The sequence below is a fragment of the Herbaspirillum sp. CF444 genome (assembly GCF_000282135.1).
Lineage (GTDB): Bacteria > Pseudomonadota > Gammaproteobacteria > Burkholderiales > Burkholderiaceae_D > Herbaspirillum.
This window is the reverse complement of record NZ_AKJW01000089.1, coordinates 15,024-39,300: the sequence shown is the minus strand read 5'-3', so window position 1 is coordinate 39,300 and position 24,277 is coordinate 15,024. Positions and strand designations below refer to the sequence as shown.

The 24,277-nt window shown below is 60.2% G+C and carries 26 protein-coding genes; 19 read left to right on the top strand and 7 right to left on the bottom strand.

Features of this window, described 5'->3' with window-relative positions; all coding sequences use genetic code 11:
* Positions 1-33: 33 nt before the first annotated feature.
* Together mtgA and corA are read left to right on the top strand one after the other, a co-directional pair.
* A complete protein-coding gene (gene mtgA, locus PMI16_RS21110) occupies positions 34-789 on the top strand; it encodes a monofunctional biosynthetic peptidoglycan transglycosylase (RefSeq protein ID WP_007883371.1) in 756 nt (251 codons plus the stop codon).
* 149 nt (positions 790-938) lie between these two features.
* Positions 939-1,904, top strand: coding sequence for a magnesium/cobalt transporter CorA (gene corA, locus PMI16_RS21105; protein WP_007883368.1), 966 nt, complete (start codon positions 939-941; stop codon positions 1,902-1,904).
* A 26-nt stretch (positions 1,905-1,930) separates the two neighbouring features.
* On the opposite strand, the gene PMI16_RS21100 is transcribed toward corA, so the two are convergent.
* Positions 1,931-3,052, bottom strand: a complete 1,122-nt coding sequence (locus tag PMI16_RS21100; RefSeq protein ID WP_007883367.1) for a branched-chain amino acid ABC transporter substrate-binding protein — start codon at positions 3,050-3,052, stop codon at positions 1,931-1,933.
* A 332-nt stretch (positions 3,053-3,384) separates the two neighbouring features.
* Here PMI16_RS21100 and PMI16_RS21095 point away from each other — a divergent pair, with 332 nt between their 5' ends.
* Positions 3,385-3,840: a glycine zipper 2TM domain-containing protein gene (locus PMI16_RS21095; protein ID WP_007883366.1), complete on the top strand. Its 456-nt coding sequence runs from the start codon at positions 3,385-3,387 to the stop codon at positions 3,838-3,840.
* A gap of 35 nt (positions 3,841-3,875) precedes the next feature.
* On the opposite strand, the gene PMI16_RS21090 is transcribed toward PMI16_RS21095, so the two are convergent.
* From PMI16_RS21090 to PMI16_RS21080, 3 genes are all read right to left on the bottom strand, one after another.
* Positions 3,876-5,012: a branched-chain amino acid ABC transporter substrate-binding protein gene (locus tag PMI16_RS21090; protein WP_157212737.1), complete on the bottom strand. Its 1,137-nt coding sequence runs from the start codon at positions 5,010-5,012 to the stop codon at positions 3,876-3,878.
* A 181-nt stretch (positions 5,013-5,193) separates the two neighbouring features.
* Positions 5,194-6,354 carry an anhydro-N-acetylmuramic acid kinase gene (locus PMI16_RS21085; protein WP_007883364.1) on the bottom strand — a complete coding sequence of 387 codons (1,161 nt, stop codon included), beginning with the start codon at positions 6,352-6,354 and terminating at the stop codon, positions 5,194-5,196.
* 57 nt (positions 6,355-6,411) lie between these two features.
* Positions 6,412-7,803, bottom strand: a complete 1,392-nt coding sequence (locus PMI16_RS21080; RefSeq protein ID WP_007883363.1) for a M23 family metallopeptidase — start codon at positions 7,801-7,803, stop codon at positions 6,412-6,414.
* A 303-nt stretch (positions 7,804-8,106) separates the two neighbouring features.
* Here PMI16_RS21080 and tyrS point away from each other — a divergent pair, with 303 nt between their 5' ends.
* The 9 genes from tyrS (at position 8,107) to ruvC (ending at position 15,384) form a co-directional block, all read left to right on the top strand.
* Positions 8,107-9,348, top strand: coding sequence for a tyrosine--tRNA ligase (tyrS, locus tag PMI16_RS21075; RefSeq protein ID WP_007883362.1), 1,242 nt, complete (start codon positions 8,107-8,109; stop codon positions 9,346-9,348).
* A gap of 22 nt (positions 9,349-9,370) precedes the next feature.
* Positions 9,371-9,817, top strand: coding sequence for a D-aminoacyl-tRNA deacylase (gene dtd, locus PMI16_RS21070; protein WP_007883360.1), 447 nt, complete (start codon positions 9,371-9,373; stop codon positions 9,815-9,817).
* Between the two features lie 65 nt (positions 9,818-9,882).
* Positions 9,883-10,524 (top strand): YbhB/YbcL family Raf kinase inhibitor-like protein, encoded by a 642-nt coding sequence (locus PMI16_RS21065; RefSeq protein WP_007883359.1) that lies wholly within the window; start codon positions 9,883-9,885, stop codon positions 10,522-10,524.
* Between the two features lie 6 nt (positions 10,525-10,530).
* Positions 10,531-11,184, top strand: a complete 654-nt coding sequence (locus tag PMI16_RS21060; protein WP_007883357.1) for a histidine phosphatase family protein — start codon at positions 10,531-10,533, stop codon at positions 11,182-11,184.
* Positions 11,185-11,365: 181 nt separating this feature from the next.
* Positions 11,366-12,382, top strand: a complete 1,017-nt coding sequence (dusB, locus tag PMI16_RS21055; protein ID WP_007883356.1) for a tRNA dihydrouridine synthase DusB — start codon at positions 11,366-11,368, stop codon at positions 12,380-12,382.
* A gap of 59 nt (positions 12,383-12,441) precedes the next feature.
* Positions 12,442-12,675, top strand: a complete 234-nt coding sequence (locus PMI16_RS21050) for a Fis family transcriptional regulator (RefSeq protein WP_007883354.1) — start codon at positions 12,442-12,444, stop codon at positions 12,673-12,675.
* 92 nt (positions 12,676-12,767) lie between these two features.
* On the top strand, positions 12,768-14,339 hold the full coding sequence (purH, locus tag PMI16_RS21045) for a bifunctional phosphoribosylaminoimidazolecarboxamide formyltransferase/IMP cyclohydrolase (protein WP_007883352.1): 1,572 nt from the start codon (positions 12,768-12,770) through the stop codon (positions 14,337-14,339).
* 151 nt (positions 14,340-14,490) lie between these two features.
* A complete protein-coding gene (locus tag PMI16_RS21040) occupies positions 14,491-14,775 on the top strand; it encodes a GIY-YIG nuclease family protein (RefSeq protein ID WP_007883345.1) in 285 nt (94 codons plus the stop codon).
* Positions 14,776-14,841: 66 nt separating this feature from the next.
* Positions 14,842-15,384 (top strand): crossover junction endodeoxyribonuclease RuvC, encoded by a 543-nt coding sequence (gene ruvC / locus PMI16_RS21035; RefSeq protein ID WP_007883343.1) that lies wholly within the window; start codon positions 14,842-14,844, stop codon positions 15,382-15,384.
* On the opposite strand, the gene PMI16_RS21030 is transcribed toward ruvC, so the two are convergent.
* Complete coding sequence (locus PMI16_RS21030) at positions 15,381-16,319, bottom strand: DUF808 domain-containing protein (RefSeq protein WP_007883341.1); 939 nt, start codon at positions 16,317-16,319, stop codon at positions 15,381-15,383. The genes ruvC and PMI16_RS21030 overlap by 4 nt on opposite strands.
* 156 nt (positions 16,320-16,475) lie before the next feature.
* Here PMI16_RS21030 and ruvA point away from each other — a divergent pair, with 156 nt between their 5' ends.
* The 7 genes from ruvA (at position 16,476) to PMI16_RS20995 (ending at position 22,127) form a co-directional block, all read left to right on the top strand.
* Positions 16,476-17,054, top strand: coding sequence for a Holliday junction branch migration protein RuvA (ruvA, locus tag PMI16_RS21025; RefSeq protein ID WP_007883339.1), 579 nt, complete (start codon positions 16,476-16,478; stop codon positions 17,052-17,054).
* A 21-nt stretch (positions 17,055-17,075) separates the two neighbouring features.
* Complete coding sequence (gene ruvB / locus PMI16_RS21020; RefSeq protein ID WP_007883337.1) at positions 17,076-18,128, top strand: Holliday junction branch migration DNA helicase RuvB; 1,053 nt, start codon at positions 17,076-17,078, stop codon at positions 18,126-18,128.
* Positions 18,129-18,240: 112 nt separating this feature from the next.
* Positions 18,241-18,555 (top strand): PepSY domain-containing protein, encoded by a 315-nt coding sequence (locus PMI16_RS21015; RefSeq protein WP_007883334.1) that lies wholly within the window; start codon positions 18,241-18,243, stop codon positions 18,553-18,555.
* A gap of 67 nt (positions 18,556-18,622) precedes the next feature.
* On the top strand, positions 18,623-19,309 hold the full coding sequence (locus PMI16_RS21010; protein WP_007883326.1) for a response regulator: 687 nt from the start codon (positions 18,623-18,625) through the stop codon (positions 19,307-19,309).
* A gap of 16 nt (positions 19,310-19,325) precedes the next feature.
* A complete protein-coding gene (locus tag PMI16_RS21005) occupies positions 19,326-20,618 on the top strand; it encodes an ATP-binding protein (protein WP_162131131.1) in 1,293 nt (430 codons plus the stop codon).
* A gap of 136 nt (positions 20,619-20,754) precedes the next feature.
* Positions 20,755-21,591 carry a 2-keto-4-pentenoate hydratase gene (locus PMI16_RS21000; protein ID WP_007883323.1) on the top strand — a complete coding sequence of 279 codons (837 nt, stop codon included), beginning with the start codon at positions 20,755-20,757 and terminating at the stop codon, positions 21,589-21,591.
* A 77-nt stretch (positions 21,592-21,668) separates the two neighbouring features.
* Positions 21,669-22,127 (top strand): YaiI/YqxD family protein, encoded by a 459-nt coding sequence (locus PMI16_RS20995; RefSeq protein ID WP_007883321.1) that lies wholly within the window; start codon positions 21,669-21,671, stop codon positions 22,125-22,127.
* A gap of 43 nt (positions 22,128-22,170) precedes the next feature.
* Here PMI16_RS20995 and PMI16_RS20990 read toward each other — a convergent pair whose 3' ends face one another.
* On the bottom strand, positions 22,171-23,331 hold the full coding sequence (locus PMI16_RS20990; RefSeq protein ID WP_157212735.1) for a branched-chain amino acid ABC transporter substrate-binding protein: 1,161 nt from the start codon (positions 23,329-23,331) through the stop codon (positions 22,171-22,173).
* A gap of 376 nt (positions 23,332-23,707) precedes the next feature.
* Complete coding sequence (locus PMI16_RS20985) at positions 23,708-24,172, bottom strand: DUF2147 domain-containing protein (RefSeq protein ID WP_007883309.1); 465 nt, start codon at positions 24,170-24,172, stop codon at positions 23,708-23,710.
* Positions 24,173-24,277 lie beyond the last annotated feature (105 nt).

Here is a 24,277-nt window from a genome sequence, read left to right as displayed (position 1 = left end):
GCGCCGTATCACTCGATAATAAACATCAGAAAAATGAAGCTCTTGCGCAAGCTGTTCCTGTGGCTGATCGTATTGCCTGTCACCTTGCTGTTGCTGCTGCAACTGTATTTCTTCGTGCAGATCTGGTGGTGGGTCGATCACAATCCGGACTCGACCAGCTTCATGCGCCAGCAGCTGGCCATCCTGCAGGAAAAAAATCCCAACGCGCAGCTGCAATTCAGATGGGTGCCTTACAACCGCATTTCCAACAACCTCAAGCGCGCCATCATCGCGTCGGAAGATTCCAATTTTTCCGAGCACGAAGGCGTGGATTGGGACGCGCTGCAAAAAGCCTATGAAAAGAACAACAAAAAGGGCAAGGTCGTCGCCGGCGGTTCCACCATCACCCAGCAACTGGCGAAGAACCTGTTCCTCTCCGGCGAGCGCAGCTATATCCGCAAGGCGCAGGAATTCGTCATCACCTACATGCTGGAATTCCTGATGGACAAGCAGCGCATCTTCGAGATCTACCTCAACGTGGTCGAGTGGGGTAACGGCGTGTTCGGCGCCGAGGCGGCTTCGCTGCATTACTACAACACCAGCGCGGCCAATCTGGGAGCGAGCCAGGCGGCAAGGCTGGCGGTGATGCTGCCGCGTCCGCGCTTCTATGACAAGAATCCCGGGTCCGCCTACCTCGCCAATCGCACCGGCCTGATCCTGCGTCGCATGGGGGCGGCCGAGTTGCCCCCGGTGAAGCCGGTGGAAAAGCCGCCGGCAAAATCCAACGCCAGGTCGTCCGCCAAAAAATAGCTGGAAATCCCCCCTGTTTTCGGCGCTTGCCTGCCGACAGGCTTGAACGTACACTTGCGTTCCAGTTCTGCGGCGGGTCGGAAATCGGTTTGTTACCGCACCGTTACAGCACCATCCGTTCAGTCGACTTGCCCTGACAGTGAGATCACATGATTAACGTTTTTGTTTTGCAAAATGGTCGACTGAACCAGGTCAATATCGACAGCCGCAGCGATCTGGAAAACATCGTGCCGGTCTGGGTCGACCTGACCGAACCGACCGACGACGAGCGCGCCTGGGTCAAAAGCATCTACGGCGTGACCTTGCCGGACGAAGACGAATTCAGCGACATCGAAGCCTCCGCGCGTTATTTCGAAGCCGAAAACGGCGACCTGCACCTGCGCACCGATTTCCTGTTCGAAGGCGAAGACGACGCCTCGGCCACCATGACCGTAGCCTTCATCCTGGCGCGCAACATCCTGTTCTCGGTGCATGCCGAAGACCTGCCGGTATTTCGCCTGGTGCGCATGCGCGCGCGTTCGCGGCCCGGTTCGATCGGCGACTACCGCGATGTCTTGCTCGATCTGTATGAGACCGATGCCGAATATTCGGCGGACGCGCTGGAAGGCATCTACCAGAAACTGGAAGCCGTCAGCCACAGCGTGCTCAAGAAAAGCCTCTCCGACCAGGCCGCCGCCGAGGTGCTCAACACCATCGCCCACGAGGAAGACTTGAACGGCCGTATCCGCCGCAACATGATGGATACGCGCCGCGCGGTCAGCTTCCTGATGCGCGGTCGTCTGCTGAGCTCGGAACAATTCGAAGATGCGCGCCAGATCCTGCGCGACATCGAATCGCTGGACGGCCATACCGCCTTCCTGTTCGACAAGATCAACTTCCTGATGGATGCCACCGTCGGTTTCATCAACATCAACCAGAACAAGATCATCAAGATCTTTTCGGTGGCGTCGGTCGCCTTCCTGCCGCCGACGCTGATCGCCAGCATCTACGGCATGAATTTCAAGGTGATGCCGGAACTGGACTGGCTGATAGGCTATCCGCTGGCGATCCTGATGATGGTCGGCTCGGCGATCGCGCCGTTCTGGTATTTCCGCCGGCGCGGTTGGCTTAATTAGGTGCAGGTGAGACTTGCGAAAAACTTTCAGGGCAGGGTATTGAGCGTTTTCCAGGTCTTTTGTTCGGCGCGATACAACGTATAGTGAGGATTCTCCTGGCTGCCGTCGGCGGCGAAGGAGACGCTCCCCGACAGGCCGTTGTATTTCATCTGATGCAAGGCGGATGAGAGCATGTTCGGCGAGAGCGAATCAGTGCGCTTCATCGCTTCTACCAGCATAGCGACGGCATCGTAGGCGAACCAGGTTTGCGGAATCAGCGGCGAGGTGTATTGTTGCCGGTATTCTTTCTCCAGACGCTTGAAGTCAGGCACTTTTTCGACGGGATTGCCGTGAGCGAGCAATAGCGTGCCGTCGGGATATTCTTCCGTTTTGAGTGGGAAAGCCGGATTGATGGCGCCGCCCGCCAGCAGCAATTGGGTGTGCAATCCTATCTGTTGGAAACGCGTGGCGAAAGCAATGCTTTGCGGCACGACACCGGCAAAGAAAACCAGATCGGCGTCACTGTTCCTGATGTTGGCCATGACGCTATTGAAATCGGAACTTTTGAAATTGACCTTGTCGGTGCCGACAATATTGCCGCCCATGCGAATGACGGACGCACGGAAGCTCTTGGCCAACTCCCTGCCAAGGATCGAGTCGTTGTCGATCACGATGATGCGCTTGGCGCGCAGCACCTTGATGGCGGTTTCGGCCAGATATCGCGCGGTATGGTCGCTGCTTCCCAGCATCTGGAAGACGGTCTGGTAACCCTGCCGGGTAAATTCGCGTCCCGCCGCAGTCGGCGACAACTGGGCGACGCCGGCATCGCTATATATTTTGGCGGCTGCAATACTGGCGTCAGTCGTCAGGTGGCCGATGACGCCGACCACGCCAGCGGCGACGGCGGCGCGGGCATCGATCACCGCAAGATTGGGGTCGTTCTTGTCGTCGGCCTGGAACATCTTCAATGTCACATTCTTGCCGTCAATGCGCAGCCCTTGACGGTTGATGCGGTCCAGCGCAAATTGCACGCCGTCACGGGTGCTCTGTCCGGATGGCACGGACATCGGGCCGACGACGCCGATCATGACGGTCTGTTGCTGTGCCATCGCGGCGGATAAGGACAAGAATAAAAAGACGCTTGCCGCTGTCCGAAAAAATAGGCGCATGATTGCTCCTTGCCGGAGTTGTTTGCTTCAATATTGCAGTAGTGTTGCATGAATTGCAGTATTGCATGCGGGAAGTAACGGGGTTTTCGGGACATACTTTTATTTTCTGTCGACCGGCCGCCACCGCTTGCCAAAGAGCAAGGGCAACTTCTGCGACATCGATTCTCACCGGTGTTTTGCTGCATCACGGACAAGCCGGTGTCCTGTGGGTATGCCGACATGAGGTAATGTCTGACAATATCTTGCGTGATTCTCCGATGTCGTGCCCGGGCGCGCCGATCAACAATGGCGGCATCGCCTTTGAGGGGCATGGAAGTACAAAGGACATCGGCATGAAACACCATTACATCTCCCTGCTCGCTGTCGGCTTGAGCATGATCGCGCTGCTCAACGGCTGCGCCGGCGGTCCCGATTATCGTTCGCCGCCAACCGGCACCGACGCGCCGCCCTCGTATTCCAACTCCAACACCGGTGTCGTCGAAGAGATCGAAGTCAGCCATCAGGACGGTAGCGGTGTCGGCGGCACCATCGTGGGCGGTGCGGTAGGCGGCTTGCTGGGCAATCAGATCGGCAGCGGCTCAGGCCGGACGGCGGCGACCGTTGCGGGCGCCGTCGGTGGCGCCGTGGTCGGCAACCAGGTGCAGAAAAATCACGGCGGACGCGAAGTCTACAATATTCGCGTGCGCATGAATGACGGCTCCATGCAGAGTTTCGTTCAGGACAGCACAAACAACTTGCGCGTCGGCGACCCTGTGCGCCTGGATGGCGGCAGGGTTTACCGCTATTGATGTCCGGCGTTCATCATTCATCTCATGCCGCCGGTTCAGGGAAACGACTTGACAAATTGCCAGCGTTTTTGGCGTACCTGATACAGGCTATAGGAAGGATCGTTGAGGCTTCCTTCCGCGTCGAAAGAGACCGGGCCGGATACACCGGCGAAATGCACCTGGTGAAGCGCCTCGATCAGTTTGCCGGGCGAGAGGCTGTTGGCCTGTCTGGCAGCTTCAACCAGAGCGCCCACGCAGTCGTAGGCGAATAAGGACTGCGGAATGAGGTGGGTGGTGAATCTGGCGGTGTAATTCTTTTCCAGGGTCTTGAAACCGGGAAGTTTTTCTTCCGGCAAACCATGGACCAGAATCCATGTGTTGCCGCCATATTCGTCGGAGCTGCCCGGAAAGTTGTAATTGACGGCCCCGCCGGCCAGCAGCAAGGTCGTCGAGATATGCTGTTGCTGCATGCGCTGGGCAAAAGCCTGGCTCTGCGGCACGATGGCCGCGAAAAAAATCAGATCGGCATCGACCGCCTTGGCTTCGGCCAGGACTGAATTGAAATCGGATGTTTTCTGGCTGATCGAGGCGCGGGCGACGACATCCATGCTTTTCGCCCGCAATTTCTTGATAAAGCTGTTGGCCAGTGCATTGCCCAGGCCGGTATCGTTGTCGATGACCATGATGCGCTTGGCCTTGAACAGGTTGAGTGCCGATTGCGCCAGATACTCCGTGGTGATGTCGGTATGCCCCAGCAACTGGAAGACGTTTCGATAACCTTGTTGCGTGAAGACGCGCGCGGTGGTGGTCGGGGAAATCTGCGGAATGCCGGCCTCGTTGTAGATTTTCGCGCCGATCAGACTTGCATCGGTAGAGAGGTGGCCGATCACGCCGATGACGCCCGCATTGACCATCGAACGCGCCGCGAGTGCAGCCAGGTTGTTGTCGTTCTTATCGTCCACCGCGAATAGCTTGAAGACGGTTCGTCTGCCGTTGATGACGAGATTGCGCTTGTTGGCGTCGTCAATGCCTTGCTGTACGGCGTCGCGCAATGCCTGGCCGCGCGGCGTCGCCAGCGGCGTGGCCAGGCCGATCAGCGCGGTGTGGACCGTTTCCTCGGCGGCCACGTGCAGCGCGGAGGCAGCGGCGACGAGGCACAACAGGCAGCAGGCCATCCGCCAAACGGGGGGCATTCTCGGCAATCGAAGCATGAGTCCTGTCCTTTCTTCGGCGAGTCCTATCCCTTATTTTTGCATCGTGGACTGATAATGGCTTCATTATCAAATAACTGCTGAAATATAGTGAAACAAATTCTATGTGGTGCTGAGGGATGTCTGCGAGGCAGGCACCATGAATGTGTCAGAACAGCCACGCTCAAGCCGCAGGGTACAGCCCCCCAAGCACGCGCAGGCCGCGTGCGCCGGTGACCGCCGGCAGGTTGCCCGGCAAGCGCAGGCAGAAGCGCTGCGCCAGCCAGGCGAAGGCCAGTGCTTCCACGTGGTTGGGTGCAATGCCCAGCGCTTCGGTGGACAACACCGGGATGGCGCGTCCTGCGCCGGTCGACAAGGCTTCTCCCAGCAATTTCAACAGATAGGCGTTGTACGCGCCGCCGCCGCATACGTACACGGCGCCGGTTTCCGGCGCGTGCCCGAGGATCCCGTCGGCAATGGTGGTCGCGGTGAAAGCGGTCAGCGTGGCTTGCACATCAGCCGGTGCGAGATAGGCATGGGCCGCCAGTTGGGCATCCAGCCACGCAAGATGGAACAGATCGCGTCCTGTGCTCTTGGGCGGCGGCAGCGAAAAATAGGGTTCGCCGCGCAGGGTCGCCAACAAGGCCGCATCGGGTTTGCCGGAAGCGCCCCAGGCACCGTCGGCATCGTAGCTCCGGCCGAGGTGGCGGGCGATCCAGGCATCCATCAATACATTGCCGGGACCGGTGTCGAAGCCGGAGGTCGCCTCCAGTTTGCCGGCAGGCAGGATGCTGATGTTGCTGATGCCGCCGATGTTGACCGCCACGCGCGCCTGCTCCTCGCTGCCGAAGACCGCCTGGTGGAAGGCCGGCACCAGCGGTGCGCCCTGGCCGCCTGCGGCAACGTCGCGGCTGCGGAAATCGGCGATCACATCGATGCCGCACAACTCCGCCAGCAGCGATGGATTATTGGTCTGGCGCGTATAACCTAGTTCAGGCCGGTGGCGGATGGTCTGGCCATGCACGCCGACGGCGCGGATGTAGGCCGCCGGGATCGCACTTTTTTCCAGCAGCTCGGCAACGCATTGCGCGTAGTACACGGCGAGCTGATTGGCGGCCAGCGCTTCGCGCTGCAATTCGTTTTCGCCGTTGGCCTGCAGCGCCATCAGCGCCACGCGCAAATCCTCGGGGAAGGGCACGTAAGTCGTCGCCAGCGTCGCCATCGGTTGTCCCTCTGCCGGCAGCGACGCCAGCGCGCCATCGACGCCGTCCAGGCTGGTGCCGGACATCAGGCCGATGTACAGGGAAGAGGCAGCGGAGCGTGGGGGAGCGAGATCGGCGGACATAAAAAAACCGGTGATGGAATCGCTGCATTTTACAGCGATTCCATCACCGGTTTGGCTTTAGCGCGAAGCCAGCGTCACGCCGTCGCCGACCGGACGCAGCAGCGACAGGCGGCGATTCATGTCGGTCGATACCGCGCGGAAGCGCGCCAGTTGATTGCCGCCCAACGGTTGGGCATTTGGTACGTCCACCGACAGCGGGTTGCGCGGTACGTTGTTGATGCGGAATTCGTAGTGCAGATGCGGCCCGGTGGCCCAGCCGGTCATGCCGACGTAGCCGATCACTTCGCCCTGGCTGATCTTGTCGCCCTTGCGCAGGCCGGAGGCAAAGCGGCTCATATGGCCGTAGGCGGTGGAGTAACCGCTCCAGTGCTTGATCACGACGATGTTGCCGTAGCCGTTTTGCTTGCCGACGAAATCGACCACGCCGTCGCCCGACGCATGAATCGGCGTGCCGGTCGGCGCGGCGAAATCGACGCCGGTGTGCTGCTTCCAGATGCCGAGGATGGGATGCACGCGCATCGAGAAGCCCGATGAAATACGCGTGAAGGCCAGCGGCGACTTGAGGAAGGCCTTCTTCAGCGACTTGCCGTCGAAGGAATAGTAGCCGCCGCCGATCTTGCTGCCCGGCTCATCGAACCAGACCGCCTGATAGGTGTTGCCGGCATTGGTGAATTCGCCCGCCAGCACGCGACCGGTGCGCACCGGTTCGCCGTTGTTGTAGAAGGTTTCGTACACCACGTTGAAACGGTCGCCGCGGCGCAGGTCCGAAGCGAAGTTGATGTTGGTGGCGAACATGTCGACGATTTGCGTCGCGATGCTGTCGGGGATCTGGGCGTTGTCGGTGGCGGCAAACAGCGACGAGCGGATCTGGCCCGAACGCATTTCGATGCGGCGTTCCAGCACGGCAGGCGCCGTCGTCGCCTTGAATTTGTCGCCGGTGCGCTCAATCACCAGATTGTTGACCGGGCCGTCGCGGCCGTCGCTCAGCGTGGCGGTCAGCTGTTGCAGCTCGCCGTCTTCGGCAGTGCGCGCCATGACGCGCTTGCCGGCGCGCAACTGCATGACGGCACGCGCCAGCGTATCGGACTTGATGAAGCTGGCCGCTTCGTCGTCATCGACGCCTAGGCGGGTCAGCAAGCTTGCCAGGGTGTCGCCGGCACGGACTTTTTCTTCGTTGACGTAGTGCTCGTCGCGCTCTTCCAGTTGCGCGATCTGTTGTTTCAGGTCAGGCAAGGCCAGGTCTTTGACGATGGCGTGGACCGGCGCATCGGAAGTATCCGGTTCGGCGGGTGCAAAGCCGGCGGCGCCGATGGTGAACGCGCCGAGGAACAAGGCGCCGGCCGAAACGACCTTGGTCTTGCGGGAAGAGCCGTGAAATTTCTCGTGGCAGTAGAGATGGGCTGTGCGGTACAGGGAGGCGACGCGCGCGAATTTATCTTTAGGGAACATGCAATACGTTAAAATCTACCGTTTACGCTTGTTCTGAATTCTGTTGCGGGAAAAGCAAGGAGAGAAGTCGGATCGTTCCGCTTTGCCGTCTTGCCGACAGCCAACTCATGTTGCCGCTCAACCGCAGGCATCGTCAATGACTCCCCGATGACGCGCGCTTTTACAGATTCTTGACAGGCGATGAATGCTAATTCTCTGCTGATTGCGCTTCTAGATGGCGTGCGGCAGAAAGACGAAAGTGCGCATTATAGCAAAGCGTCAAACCGGTACTGTCCTACAAAAGTCTATTTTTTAGTTATATCAATGAACGCCGAACAGCCTACATCCAAAGCCTCCCTGCCTCTGTCCGATAAAGTCCAGGAGGCGCTAGCCGTCGCCAAGCGCGGCGTCGACGAATTGCTCATCGAAAGCGAATTTGCGCAAAAACTGGCGCGCGCCGAACAGAGCGGCCAACCGCTGCGCATCAAGCTGGGCCTGGACCCGACCGCACCCGACCTGCATCTGGGCCACACCGTGGTGTTGAACAAGATGCGTCAGTTGCAGGATCTCGGCCATACCGTGATTTTCCTGATCGGCGACTTCACCTCGATGATCGGCGATCCGTCCGGCCGCAACGCCACGCGCCCGCCGCTCACGCGCGAGCAGATCGAAGTCAACGCCAAGACGTATTTCGCCCAGGCCAGCCTGGTGTTGGATGCGGCCAAAACCGAGATCCGTTACAACTCCGAATGGTGCGATCCGCTCGGCAGTCGCGGCATGATCCAGCTGGCCTCGCGCTATACCGTGGCGCGCATGATGGAGCGCGACGATTTCACCAAGCGCTTCAAGGAAGGCACGCCGATTTCGGTGCATGAATTCCTGTATCCGCTGATGCAAGGCTACGATTCGGTCGCGCTCAAGGCCGACCTGGAACTGGGCGGCACCGACCAGAAGTTCAACCTGCTGGTCGGCCGCGAGCTGCAAAAGGATTTCGGCCAGGAGCCGCAATGCATCCTGACCATGCCGCTGCTGGAAGGCCTGGACGGCGTCGAGAAGATGTCGAAGTCCAAGAACAATTACATCGGCATTACCGAACCGGCCAATACCATGTTCGCCAAGGTGATGAGCATTTCCGACGTGATGATGTGGCGCTATTACGAATTGCTGTCGTTCCGCTCGATCGCCGACATCGCCGGCTTCAAGGCCGCGGTCGACGCCGGCAAGAACCCGCGCGACATCAAGGTGGCGCTGGCGCAGGAAATCGTGACGCGCTTCCACTCGCAGCAAGCCGCCGAAGACGCGCTGGCCGACTTCGTCAACCGTTCCAAGGGCGGCATTCCGGACGACGTGCCGGAAGTCAGCCTGGCCGGCGCGCCGCTGGGCATCGGTCAGTTGCTCAAGCAGGCCAACCTGTGCGCTTCCACCTCGGAAGCCTTGCGCATGGTGGAGCAGGGCGGCGTGCGCATCGACGGTACGGTGATCAGCGACAAGGGGTTGAAGGTCGATGCAGGCGTGTTCGTGGTGCAAGTCGGCAAGCGCAAGTTTGCACGTGTCAGTTTGTCGTAACTGCGTGTCATAACAGACTGTCATGATCGGATTATTGCAACGAGTCCGCAAAGCGGATGTCGTAGTGGAAGGCGAGCGGATCGGTGCGATCGGCGCCGGCCTGATGGTGCTGGTCTGCGCGGAACGCGGGGATACCGAAAAGGAAGCCGATCTCTTGCTCGGCAAGTTGCTCGGTTACCGCGTGTTCGCCGACGATGCCGGCAAGATGAACCGCAGCGTGACGGACGTGCAGGGAAGTTTGCTGCTGGTGCCGCAGTTCACGCTGGCGGCCGATACGCGCTCCGGCACGCGGCCGTCGTTTACACCGGCTGCCGTGCCGGAAGACGGCAGAAGGCTGTTCGATCACTTTGTCACACAGGCGCAAGCCAGGCATGGCATGGTGCAGACGGGACGCTTCGGCGCCGACATGCAGGTTTCGCTGACCAATGACGGTCCGGTCACATTCTGGCTGCAGGTTGGCGGCAAGTGAGGCCGGCGGCGGCCTGACGATATTCCGTAGCATTCGATAGCAGGCTGATTTTCAAAGGAGCACACATGAAACTCTGGAGCGATTCTTTTCAGGACGGTGCGGTCATCCCGGGCGAATTCGCCTTTGCGGTGCCTGACGCCAAAAGCCACGTGGCACTGTCATCCAACAAAAATCCGCACCTGGCATGGAGCGACCTGCCCGCAGGCACCAGGTCGCTGGTGCTGGTCGCGCACGACCCCGACGTGCCGTCGCGCGGCGACGACGTCAACCAGGACGGCAAGACCGTGCCGGCCGATTTGCCGCGCGTCGACTTTTTCCACTGGAGTCTGGTGGATATTCCGGCAGGCGTCAGCGAGCTGGCCGCCGGTCAGTTCAGCAGCGCCGTCACCACGCGCGGCAAGGCCGGTCCTTCGATCCCGGGCGACCCGCTGTCGGGCGCGCGCCACGGCCTCAACGATTACACCAGCTGGTTTGCCGGCGACGGCGACATGAGCGGCGATTATTTCGGCTATGACGGCCCATGTCCGCCATGGAACGACGCCATTGTGCACCGTTACGTTTTCACGCTGTATGCCGTGGATCAGGAGCAACTGACGGTGACCGGCAAGTTCACCGGCACCGACGTGCATAACGCCCTGCAAGGCCACGTGCTTGCCCAGGCCGCCATCACCGGTACCTACACACTGAACCCTGCGTTGATTAAATAAACACACATGCTCGACATCCTGCTGATCCGCCACGGCGAAACCGACTGGAACGTAGACAAGCGCCTGCAAGGCCATATCGATATTCCTCTGAACGCCGAAGGGCAGCGGCAGGCCGCGGCGCTCGGGCGCGCGCTTGAAAACGAAGCACTGGATGCGATCTACGCCAGCGACCTGCAACGCGCGCGCGACACGGCTCAGGCCGTGGCGACGCTGCAAGGCAAGGCGGTGCAGATCGATCCGGCCTTGCGCGAGCGCTGCTACGGCGGCTTCGAGGGTTTGCAGCACCACGACATCCAGCAGCGCTATCCCGAGGATTTTGCGGCATGGAAGGCGCGCGAGCTCGATGCGCGCTATCCGGCCGGCGAGCGTATTGCCGAAACCATGCGTGAATTTTCCGGTCGCGCCGTCGGCGCCGTCAGTGCGATTGCTCATCTTGCGAGCGGCGGCAAACAGCGCAAGATCGCCATCGTCACGCATGGCGGCGTGCTGGAATGCGTCTACCGCTGGGCCAGGGAAACCGGCTTCGAACACGCTCGCGATTTCGACATCTTCAATGCCAGCATCAATCGCTTGCAGTGGGATGGCGAACGCATCCACATCAGGCAATGGGCAGACATCGCGCATCTCGCGCCGCAGGTGCTCGACGAAGTCGATCGCTGACGACGCGGCGCGCGTCGTGCACCAGTTTTCGTCGCGAAGCGTTCTGCGGCGCCGGATATGACGGAATATTGCTTGTTGAATAATTTCCTTTCGGCATTGCGCTGCAAGACCGATTCTTGTTGGGGCGCAGGGCCAATCGCGCTAAAATAGCGCCCTTCCCCAGCAACCACATGATCGCTCCGTGAATATCGGCCCGCATTCCCTGCGCAATAAGGTTTTCGTCGCCCCCATGGCGGGTGTGACGGATCGTCCTTTCCGCCAACTGTGCAAGCAGCTGGGCGCGGGTTATGCCGTCTCGGAAATGGCCGCCTCGGATCCGCGCCTGTGGCAAAGCGAAAAGACTTCGCGCCGCACCAACCACGATGGCGAGATGGAACCGAAAGCGGTGCAGATCGCCGGCGCCGATCCCGCCATGCTGGCCGATTGCGCCAGACACAACGTCGATCGCGGCGCGCAAATCATCGACATCAACATGGGCTGCCCGGTCAAGAAGGTCTGCAACAGCTGGTGCGGTTCGGCCCTGTTGCAAAACGAAACGCTGGTCGGCCGGATTCTCGACGCGGTGGTGAAGGCCGTCGACGTGCCGGTGACATTGAAATTCCGCACCGGCTGGAATCGCGAGAACAAGAACGCCCTGGCCATCGCCGCCATGGCCGAGCAAAGCGGCATCGCCATGCTGACGCTGCATGGCCGCACGCGCGCCGATGGCTATAGCGGCGAAGCAGAGTACGAAACGATTGCCGCAGTCAAGGCGGCGGTGAAGATCCCGGTGGTCGCCAACGGCGACATCACCACGCCGGAACGTGCCAAACATGTGCTGGCCGTGACCGGTGCCGATGCCGTCATGATCGGTCGCGCGGCGCAGGGCCGGCCGTGGATCTTCCGCGAGATCGACCACTTCCTGCGCACCGGCACGCATCTGCCGGCGCCGATGGTGGCCGAAGTGCAGGAACTGATGCTGGAACATTTGCAGGCGCACTATGCGTTTTACGGCGAGTATCTCGGCGTGCGCACGGCGCGCAAGCACATCGGATGGTATGTCCGCGACCTGCCGGAAGGAGAAGAATTCCGGCAACGCATGAATCGCCTCGAAGATTGCCGGCTGCAATGGAACGCCGTGCGCGATTTCTTCGAAACGCAGGCGGCATATGGCGAGCGGTTACAATACGGGATTGCCGAACAGGTGCTGGCGGCGTAGCCGCAAGCGTGACTGAAGGCTATTGATCAACACACTAAAAAGAATAGAAGTACTGAGTAATGAGTAAAGAAAGTATCGAGGATGTCGTCAGGAAGAGCCTTGACAAGTATTTCAAGGATCTGGGCGAGCAACTGCCATCCAATGTGTATGACATGGTTGTTTTGACGGTCGAGAAACCGATCTTCGAAGCAGTGATGGCGCGCGCCGACGGCAATCAGTCCCAGGCCGCGGAAATTCTCGGCATCAATCGCAATACCTTGCGCAAGAAGCTCCAGCAGCACGGCTTGCTGTAGTTTTGTAATGTAATCGCTTACATGCGACGGCGCGGCGGTCCGCCGCCTCGTCAGTCTCACCACCGGATTCCTTCATCTACCTTCATGCCATCATGATCAAACAAGCACTCATCTCCGTTTCCGACAAAGCCGGCGTGCTCGACTTTGCACGCGCGCTGTCCGCCATGGGCGTCAACATCCTGTCCACCGGCGGCACCGCCAAGCTGCTGGCCGACAACGGCGTCAAGGTAACCGAAGTCGCCGACTACACCGGCTTCCCGGAGATGCTGGACGGTCGCGTCAAGACGCTGCATCCCAAGGTGCACGGCGGCATCCTGGCGCGCCGCGATTTTCCCGAGCATGTCGCCGCGCTGGACAAGCACGGCATTCCGACCATCGACATGGTGGTGGTGAACCTGTATCCGTTCCAGCAAACCGTCGCCAAGGAAGAGTGCTCGCTGGAAGACGCGATCGAAAACATCGACATCGGCGGCCCGGCCATGCTGCGTTCCTCGGCCAAGAACCATAAGGACGTCGTCGTCATCTGCGACCCGACCGACTACGCCGGCGTGCTGGCCGACCTGCAGGCAAGCGGCGACCTGCCGTACGAGAAGCGCTTTGCGCTGGCCAAGAAAGTGTTCGCGCACACTGCGCAATACGACGGCGCCATCACCAACTATTTCACCTCGCTCGGCGAAGACAAGCAGCACACCACACGCAGCGCCTATCCCGACACGCTGAACCTGCACTTCGAAAAAGTCCAGGACATGCGCTACGGTGAAAACCCGCATCAATCGGCGGCGTTTTACCGCGACGTCAAGAAGAGCGACGGCGCGCTGGCCAACTACACCCAGCTGCAAGGCAAGGAACTGTCGTTCAACAACATCGCCGATGCGGATGCCGCGTGGGAATGCGTCAAGACCTTCGATGCCGCCGACACCTCGGCCTGCGTCATCATCAAGCACGCCAATCCATGCGGCGTGGCGGTCGGCGCCAATCCCCTGGAGTCGTACAGCAAGGCATTGCAGACGGATCCGACCTCGGCCTTCGGCGGCATCATCGCCTTCAACCGCGAACTCGACGGCGCCGCTGCGGAAGCCGTCGCCAAGCAATTCGTCGAAGTGCTGATCGCGCCATCCTTCAGCGCCGAAGCCAGGAAGATTTTCGCCGCCAAGCAAAACGTGCGTCTGCTGGAAATTCCCTTGGGCAATGGTTTGAATGCGTATGACTTCAAGCGCGTCGGCGGCGGTCTGCTGGTGCAATCGCCGGACGCCAAGAACGTGCTGCTGGCCGACGTCAAGGTCGTCAGCAAGAAGCAACCGACGCCGCAACAATTGCAAGACCTGATGTTCGCCTGGCGCGTCGCCAAGTTCGTCAAGTCCAATGCGATCGTTTTCTGCGGCAACGGCATGACGCTGGGCGTCGGCGCCGGCCAGATGAGCCGTATCGATTCGGCCCGCATCGCTTCGATCAAGGCGCAGAACGCCGGCCTGACGCTGGCCGGCTCGGCCGTGGCGTCGGATGCCTTCTTCCCGTTCCGCGACGGTCTGGACGTGGTGGTGGATGCAGGCGCGACCTGCGTGATCCATCCGGGCGGTTCGATGCGCGATCAGGAAGTGATCGATGCCGCCGATGAGCGCGATGTGGTCATGCTGCTGACCGGCACGCGTCACTTCCGTCATTAATTTCCTCCCAGCCTTCAAACAAAACATCGTCGTCCCAGCGAAAGCTGGGACCCAGTGTCGTGACGGACGTCGATACGACGCTGGGTCCTGACTTTCGTCGGGACGACAAATAATTGATCATGTGACAACTCAGGCGCGGTAACATCGGCGCATGAGTTATTTCGCCTATATTCTCGCCAGCCAGCGCAACGGCAGTCTGTATATCGGCGTCACCAACGATCTCGTGCGACGCGTTTATGAACATAAGCATGGCTTGATACCTGGATTTACGCAGAAGTATGGAATCAGGGATTTAGTGTATGTTGAAGTTTTCGACGATATAGTCAACGCAATCACTCGTGAAAAACAACGGAAGGCATGGCGACGTGCCTGGCAAATCGAGTTGATCGAAAAGACCAACCCTTATTGGAATGATCTGTATGCAACGGTCGTTTGACGACACTGGGTCCCGGGGTTCTCCGGGACGACGCGTAGTTGTTCAGTCGTGGGTGCGTTCGGACTCATGAAAATTCTCGGCATCGACCCCGGCTTGCGGACCACCGGTTTTGGCGTGATCCACAAGCAGGGCACCAAGCTCACCTATATCGCCTCCGGCACCATCAGGACGCCGGATGCCGATCTTCCGCAACGGCTCAAAGTCATCCTTACCAGCGTCGGCGAAGTCATCAAGGCTTATGCTCCCGACTGTGCGGCAATTGAAAAAGTCTTCGTCAACGTCAATCCCCAATCCACGCTGTTGCTCGGGCAAGCACGCGGCGCAGCGATTTGCGCGCTGGTGAATGCGGACTTGCCGGTGGCGGAATACACCGCGTTGCAGGTCAAACAGGCCGTCGCCGGTCACGGCAAGGCGCAGAAGCAGCAGGTGCAGGATATGGTGCAGCGTCTGCTGGCATTGCCGGGTTTGCCCGGCACCGATGCCGCCGACGCCTTGGGCGTGGCGATCTGCCATGCGCATAGCGGCGAAGCCCTGAGTGCGCTTGGCGCGCTTGCGCCGGGATTGGCGAAGAAGGGGCTACGCGTGCGTGGTGGTCGCCTGATCGGCTAGTTTTTCCTGAAGAGCTTCAGTACTCGTTTCACTGCTTCCACAACCAGCAACACCACGCTGCCGGCAATCACGCCGAACACCGCATCCACGATCGCCGGCGCAATCGCCGACAACACACCGCCCACCGCAGGCAGGGCCGCGAGCGGCGCACTGACGTCCGCAATCCAGTGATGCACCGGCGGGATGCCGTGCGTCAGAATACCGCCGCCGACCATGAACATGGCCACCGTGCCGATGACGGTCAGGCTCTTCATCATGTAAGGTGCAGCGACAAGGATGGCGCGGCCGACGCGCTGCTTGAATTGTCCGAAGCCGCTGTTGCCGCTCGTGCGCAACAGGTACAAGCCACCGTCGTCGAGTTTGACGATGCCCGCTACTACGCCGTACACGCCCACGGTCATGATCAGCGCTATGCCGACCAAGACGATGATCTGCTGCTGCAAAGGCGCGCCAGCAACGGTGCCGAGCGTGATGGCGATAATTTCGGCCGACAGCACGAAGTCGGTGCGGATCGCGCCCTTGATCTTGTCCTGTTCGCCGGAGGCGGCATCGGCATCATCCGCATCATCGGCGGCAGCCTCATGATGTCCTTCCTCATGCGGCAGATAGTTGTGCGCCAGCTTCTCGAATCCTTCAAAGCACAGGAAAGCACCGCCCAGCATCAGCAGCGGCGTCACCGCCCACGGCGCCAAGGCGCTGATGGCCAGCGCTGCCGGCACCAGGATCGCCTTGTTCTTCAGCGATCCGACCGCCACCGCCCACACCACCGGCAGTTCGCGGTCGGCGTTCACACCGGAGACCTGCTGCGCGTTGAGCGCGAGGTCGTCGCCCAGCACGCCGGCAGTCTTCTTTGCCGCCACCTTGGTCATCACGGAAACGTCGTCGAGTATGCTGGCGATGTCGTCGATCAACGCGAAAAAGCTGCTGCCGGCCATGGGGTCCTTTATCTTTTGGGGAGGCGAATGTGCCGAAGAGAAACAGGGCAGACAATAGCCCAGCAGGGCGGGGTTAGGCAAATCGGTGCGGATGGATATACTGTTTATCCGAACAGTACTGTATCATTCCACCATTCATCTTTCTGCCCAGCCATCATGATCGGTCGCCTCTCCGGAATCCTGCTCGAAAAAAATCCCCCGCAATTGCTGGTCGATTGCAACGGTGTCGGTTACGAAGTCGGCGTGCCCATGAGCACCTTCTACAACCTGCCGGGCCTGGGCGAGAAGGTCGTGCTGCTGACGCATCTGGCAATCCGCGAAGACGCGCACGTGCTGTTCGGCTTCGGCAGCCCCGAAGAGCGCAATACCTTCAAGGAACTGATCAAGATCTCCGGCGTGGGCGCGCGCACCGCCTTGTCGATCCTGTCCGGCATGTCGGTCAGCGATCTGGCCCAGGCCGTGACCTTGCAGGAAGCCGGCCGCCTCACCAAGGTGCCCGGCATCGGCAAGAAAACCGCCGAGCGCCTGCTGCTCGAATTGAAGGGCAAGCTTGGCGCCGATCTCGGCGCGGTCGGCGGCGTGGTGCATCACGACACGACTTCGGATATCCTCAACGCCTTGCTGGCGCTCGGTTATTCCGACAAGGAAGCGACGCTGGCGATCAAGCAGGTACCGGCCGATGCAAGCGTGTCGGAAGGCATCAAGCACGCCCTCAAGGCGCTGTCCAAAGCATAAATAGCCACCTCATAGCCACCCATGAGCATCCAGACCGACGACTTCTCCGAACAGCGCATCATCGCCGCCACCCCGGCTTCGGCCAACGAGGAGGCGATCGAACGCGCACTGCGACCCAAGCAGCTGGATGAATACGTCGGCCAGGAAAAAGTGCGCGGCCAACTGGAGATCTTCATCTCGGCGGCGCGTCAGCGCGGCGAAGCGCTCGACCACACGCTGCTGTTCGGTCCGCCCGGTCTTGGCAAGACCACCATGGCGCACATCATCGCGCGCGAGATGGGCGTCAACCTGCGCCAGACTTCCGGCCCGGTGCTGGAGCGCGCCGGCGATCTGGCCGCCTTGCTGACCAACCTCGAAGCCAACGACGTCCTCTTCATCGATGAAATCCATCGCCTGTCGCCGGTGGTGGAAGAAATCCTCTATCCCGCGCTCGAGGACTACCAGATCGACATCATGATCGGCGAAGGTCCGGCGGCGCGCTCGGTGCGCCTCGACCTGCAACCGTTCACGCTGGTCGGCGCCACCACACGCGCCGGCATGCTGACCAACCCGCTGCGCGACCGTTTCGGCATCGTCGCGCGCCTGGAATTTTATTCGCCGCCGGAACTGGCGCGCATCGTCACGCGCAGCGCCGGCTTGCTCAATGCACCCATCGTCGAAGAGGGCGCGCTGGAAATCGCCAAGCGCAGCCGCGGCACCCCGCGCATCGCCAACCGCCTGCTGCGCCGCGTGCGCGACTATGCGGAGGTGAAGGGCAACGGCAGGATCACGCAAGCCATGGCCGACGCCGCGCTGGTCATGCTCGACGTCGATCCGGTCGGCTTCGACCTGATGGACCGCAAACTGCTGGAAGCGGTGCTGTTCAAATTCAACGGCGGCCCGGTCGGCCTCGACAATCTGGCCGCCGCCATCGGCGAAGAGCGCGACACCATCGAAGACGTGCTCGAACCCTACCTGATCCAGCAAGGCTATCTGCAACGCACGCCGCGCGGCCGCGTGGCGACGCCGGCGGCCTATACCCATTTCGGCGTTGCCGCGCCGCGCACCGGTCCCAATGGCGATTTGTGGGCCTGACGGGAAAAATACCGTCTTTTTCGTGTTTCTTAAGCAGGTCTTAAGCATGTGTTGGCTACGATGCACTCCGTAGTACAACAACTTTTTTGAACTGTTTTTGAAAGGACCTGTTATGAAATTCCATCCCCTCGTTGCCTCTCTGTTCCTGACCTGCGCTGTCGCCGCTGCACCGCTGGCCCAAGCGTATGACCATGATGGTCGCGATGCGCAGAAATACGCGGCGATCGCGGCGCAAGCCAAGATCTCGCTGACCGACGCCATCGCCAAGGCGAATGCGCAAACAGCCGGCACGCCGCTAGAAGCGGAGCTGGAACGCGAACGCGGCGTGGTCGTCTACAAGGTCAAGATACTGAATCAGAACCAGATCATGAAAGTCCTGGTCGATTCGCAAACCGGCGCGATCATTAGCAGCTACATCGATCGTTGAGTCCTTCTTCCGGCTATGTTTTAATCGAACGCAGTGCATGCCAACATGCGCTGCGTTAGGTAAACCGATGAGAATCCTGATTGTAGAAGACGATGCCATGATCGCCAGCAGCCTGCGCAGCGGCTTGAAGTTGCTCGGCCATGCACCCGATCACGTAACCGATGCGGAAGCGGCGCAACTGGTACTCGATACGCCGGCCAACGCGGGCGTGCATGACGTGATGTTGCTCGATCTCGGCCTGCCGCGTCGCAGCGGCATGGAATTGCTGCTTCAGCAACGACGCAGAGGAAGTGTCATGCCGGTGATCATCATCACCGCGCGCGATTCGGTGGCAGAGCGGATTGCCGGCCTGAATGCCGGTGCCGACGATTATCTGGTCAAGCCGTTTTCACTGGATGAGTTGGCCGCGCGCATCCAGGCGGTGTCGCGGCGCTATTGCGGACGCGCCCAAAACCATATCGAGATCGGCTCCCTGCATATCGATCTCGGACTGCATCAAGTCACCCGCGCCGGTAATCCGATTGCTTTGTCATCCACCGAATATGAGCTGCTCGCGTTGTTGTCGGGTCAACCCGACACCGTATTCAGCCGCGCTCAGTTGGAAGACAAGTTATATGGCTGGCAGGAAGAAGTCAGCAGCAACGCTGTTGAAGTCCACATTTACAACCTGCGCAAAAAGGTCGGCAACGATGCCGTACGCAATATTCGCGGCGCCGGGTACCGGATTGCCCAGGCCGATGAACTCGATTCGTAAAACCTTGCTGATCGTATTGCTGCCGCTGCTGTTGCTGGCGGTCGGACTGGCCGGATGGCAGACCTATCGCAAGGCGGTGTCCGAATTCAATGATTTGCTCGATGACGGCCTGAAACAGGTGGCGCTGACGCTGCGCGATGCCGGGGCAGGCACAGTCACGCCGCCCTCTTTCCGCAATAGCCGTATACAAAGCAATGGCAGCGATGACAGTGACGATGTCGAGATTTTGGCCCAGATATGGCTCGTGGATGGCGGCCTGGTATGGAGTTCTGCCCAGGATGCCGAGGTGCCGCTGGCGCGCAAGGCGGGAAAGTCCAAGTTCGAAGCGAACGGCCAGCGTTGGCGCATCTACCGGCTTGATGCCGACGATGGTCGCATCATTCAGGTCGCGCAAGACCAGAGAGAACGGGAAAAAGCCATCTGGAAATCCCTGAAACGTAGCGCCATGCCGCTGTTATCGTTGATACCGGCGGTTATCCTGCTGTGCCTGGGGGTGACATGGTGGGGATTGCGGCCCTTGCGGCGTTTGGCGTATGCACTATATGCGCGCGGCCCGGATAGCCTGCAAGCCTTTCCGGTCGACAGGGTGCCGGCCGAAGTGCAGCCGCTGGTCGCGGCAATGAATGTCCTGATGCTGCGCCTGCAGGAAGCGCTGTCGTTCCAGCGGCAACTGACGGCGAACGCAGCACACGAATTGCGCACGCCGCTGGCGGCGCTGAGGTTGCAACTGGATGTGGTCGAACTCACTGCGGATGCCGCGGATCGGCACGCGGCGATTGCGGAATTGCGCCAGGGCGTCGCGCGCGCGACGAGGCTGGTGCAACAGTTGCTGGACATGGCGCGCAGCGACGCCGGCATGGCGTCTTCGTTTGGCCGGCTCGGCCTGGCCGATGTGATCCGCGATGTCGTGCAGCAATTGCAGCCACAGGCGCAAGCCCGCGGCATCGTCTTGCAGAGCGACCTGGAAAGCGTGCAGGTGAGTGGCGATGCGGACAGCTTGTCCATGCTGCTGTCCAATCTCATCGATAATGCGCTGCGCTATGCGCCTGCCGCCAGCACTGTGCAGATCGTACTGAAAACAGAAAACGATCGGCCGGTGCTGCGCGTGATCGATGAAGGGCCGGGTATTCATCCTCAAGAGCGAGAGCGCGTATTTGAGCGTTTTTACCGGACTCCCGGCACGCCGGGCCTGGGCAGCGGTATCGGGTTGTCGATTGTCCGCGATATCGCCGTTCGCCACCGCGCTGACATTACCATCGGGGCCGGGCCGACTGGCGGAGCCTGCATCGCGCTGGAATTTCCAAAATAGCATATGGTCGCCGCCTCCTTCCGGGCGCTATCGGCCGTCAGGTGCTTGTCAAGTGCATTTTTAAGTCTTTTCACTTGTGCAAAAATTAATCGTCGCTGACAATACATAGCTATTCACTATCTTCCTGTGCGAGCTTATGTCGAGCCAAGCCAGTCGGTACGCGCATCAACTCCTCGATGCACGCGCAAACACACGTTTCCTGCCGCTCCTGTCATCCTCCGAACCATTGTCCGTCGAGGACGCCTACGATATCGCGCGCCGCGTGCTGGATATCCGCATCGCGCAAGGCGAGCAGCCGATCGGCCGCAAGATCGGCTTCACCGTGCGCAAGACCTGGGACAAATACGGTGTGACGGACGATGCGCGCATTCCGATCTGGGCGCACATTTTCGACAGCACGGTGCGCTACGCCAACGACAATCACGGCAAGCAATGCCTGGCAGGCGCGCTGCAACCGCGCATCGAACCGGAAATCGTCTTCAAGCTCGGCCGGGCGCCGTCGCCCGACGCCACCATCGACGAGCTGGCCGAATGCATCGAATGGATGGCGCACGGCTTCGAGATCGTCGCCTGCCCTTTCGCCAACTGGGAGTTCACCGTCGCCGACGCGATCGCGGCCTTCGGTTTGCACGGCACGCTGATCATCGGCGAACCGCACGTGCTGTCGTCGGCCACCCGTCACAACCTGGCGCAGATTCTGGCCGGCGCCAGCGTTTCGTTGTCGAGCAGCACCGACAGCACCGGCACGCTGCGCGCTGCCGGATTCTTCAACGACGAAGCCGACAGTCCGCTGCATGCCTTGTGGCATCTGCATCAGTTGCTGAAGACGCAACCGCAATTCGCGCCGCTGGCGGCCGGTGAAATCATCACCACGGGCACCTGGACCGATGCTTATCCGATCGAAACCGGACAGACCTGGATTACTGCATTTTCCGGCGTCGCCCTGCCGGGATTGACGGTTTCGTTTGTCTGATCGTTTGATCGCCAATACACACTCTTCATCGGACCCTTGGTGGTCCGATGTGTTTTTCAGCAAGCAGAAAGTAGATGATGCAAATCTGGGTTGATGCCGACGCCTGTCCGGGCGTGGTCAAGGACATGTTGTTCCGCCTGGCCGAGCGCACGCACATCCAGGTGACGCTGGTCGCCAACAAGCTCTTGCGCGTGCCGCCGTCGCGTTTCATCAAGGCCGTCGTCGTGCCGGCCGGCTTCGACGTCGCCGACAAGGAAATCGTCAGGCTCACGCAGCCAGGCGACCTGATCATCAGCGCCGACATTCCGCTGGCTGCGGAAGCCATCGCCAAGGGCGGTGCGGTGCTCAATCCGCGCGGCGAAATGTACACCGCCGACAATATCCAGCAGCACCTCACGATGCGCAACTTCATGGAAGAGCTGCGCAGCAGCGGCGTCGAAACCGGCGGCCCGGCCGCGTTCAGTCAGAGCGACGGCCGGGCGTTTGCGCGACAGCTCGACCGCTACGTGGCGCAGCACCACAAGCCGGCGCAATAGATCGCCTTGCGTGGCATCGCCTGATTGTTGCTCCCTGTCGCCGTCATTTGCCGCCGAAGGTCTTTAGCGGCGTCCATTTCTTTTGTTCAATGCCGTACAAGGTGTATCCGGGCTTGAGCAAGGCGCCGTTGGCGTCGAAGGCGATGTTGCCGGTCACGCCGCCGTACCTGATCTCATGCAGCGCATCGATGATCTTGCTGCGCTCAAGCGAATTGGCTTTCTTCGCCGCGGCGATCAGCAGATGCACGCTATCGTACGTGTAGGTGCCGAACGGCGTTATGTCGGCGTCGAAGCGTTCGATATATTTCTTTTGCAGGCTCATCATGGCAGGCCGCTTTTGCAGTGGTGCGCTGGGCACGATCGCCACGATGGGGGTGTCGACCTTCGCCACGTTGCGCAGGAAATCATCATTGATCACGTTGCCCGTCAGCAACAGCGTCGCCGATAAATGGAAGCGCGGCAGATTGCTGGCCAGCACGCCGCTCTGCACGGTTCTGCCACTGAAAAAAATCAGATCGGGCTGCAGTTGCTCTGCCTTTTGCAGCGGCGGATTGAAATCGGAGGTCTTGCTGTTGATGGACGTACGTTGAACAATTTCACCATTGCCCGCTTTGACGTAGCCGGCAAAATAGTCGGCCATGGTCGTGCCGAGATAGCCGCCGTCATCCAGGATGAAAACGCGTTTGAGTTTTTGTTCGCGGATCAGATAATCTGCCGCGAATCCCAGGCCGATGTCGTTGTTGCCGACCAGTTGGAAGACGTTCTTGTAGGATTTTTGCGTGAGCTCGCGGCCCCATGACGTCGGGGAAATGTGCGCGAGGCCGGCTTCGTTGTAGATAGGTGCGGCCGCCAGGGTGGTGGCGCTGTTCCCGTGGCCGATGACGCCGATGACTTTGCTGCCGACCAGCGCGCGTGCGATGTATTGCGCGACGGCGACATCGGATTTATCGTCTTGCTCCAGCAGATGAAAGAACACCGGCTGACCGCCGATGCGAGGGCTGTTCTTGTTGGCTTCTTCAATTGCCAGCAGGGCGGCATTGCGCCCGCTCCTGGCGTTGAACTCGCCGAGAGGGGCGGCGAAACCGATCAGCACGATGTTGACGGACGCATCGGCGGCCTGCACGGTGGAAAGGGGCGCGGCAAACACGGCGGCAGACAGTGCGAGCGTGAAAATGTTGCGACAAGACAGCCATACAGACGACATCCTCAACATATGCCCCCCTGCGCGAACCCTCGGTTTGTCGTACAGGCGGATCGCGGAGTTTGTCGCCTCTGCCCGGCTTTATTTTCTCTATCGTTTCGTGCCATTCCACATCACGGTCGAATTGATTATAAAACAAGAAAACGGCTGCCATGGGCAAAATAGAGGCGGCTTGCGGCCTAATGCCGTTCAGTGAACCTATTGCCGTCTTTCATCGCTCATCGTCGTCCCAGCGAACGCTGGGTCCTGACTTTCGTCAGGACGACGGCGATAGCTCTTTGTAATAAGGGTATGAAGTTTCAACGCTAACGGAACGGCATTAGGCTTCCGGCCGCCTTTGCTGTGGGAAATAAAGCGCTTGCCGAGAACGGGGACGGCTTTATTCTTCGCGCACCCAGACCTGCGTGCGGCCCAGCATCGGCATGCCGATGTAGCCGCGCACGTTGAGCTTCTTGCCGTCTTCCACCACGGTCAGCTTGCTCTTGTATAACTTGCCGTTGGCCGGGTCGAGGATCTGGCCGCCGTTGTATTCGTCGCCGTCTTTCTTCAGGCCGGAGAGGATGGTCATGCCGATGATGGGCTGGTCCTTGAGCGCGCCTTCGCATTTTTCGCACTTCGGATTCTGGTCTTCTTCCGGCGCGCGGAACAGTTTCTCGATCTTGCCCTTGAGCTCGCCGTCGCTCTCGGTGATGCGGATCAACGCCTTGGGTTTGCCGGTGGCGTCGTCGATGTTCTTCCACAGGCCCACGGGCGAGCCGCCGGCGGCCCAGGCGGTTGCCGGCGTCAGAATATTCAGTGCGCTCAGGGCCAGCAGGGTGCTGCCCAGGATGATGCGAGTTTTCATGATGTCTCCGTCCATTGGTGAAATTGGTGGATTAAATAAAAGCACGATTGTTCTAATTTTGTTCGCCTAGTGTAGACAAGCCGGAGGCGTCCGGCAAGGATTAAA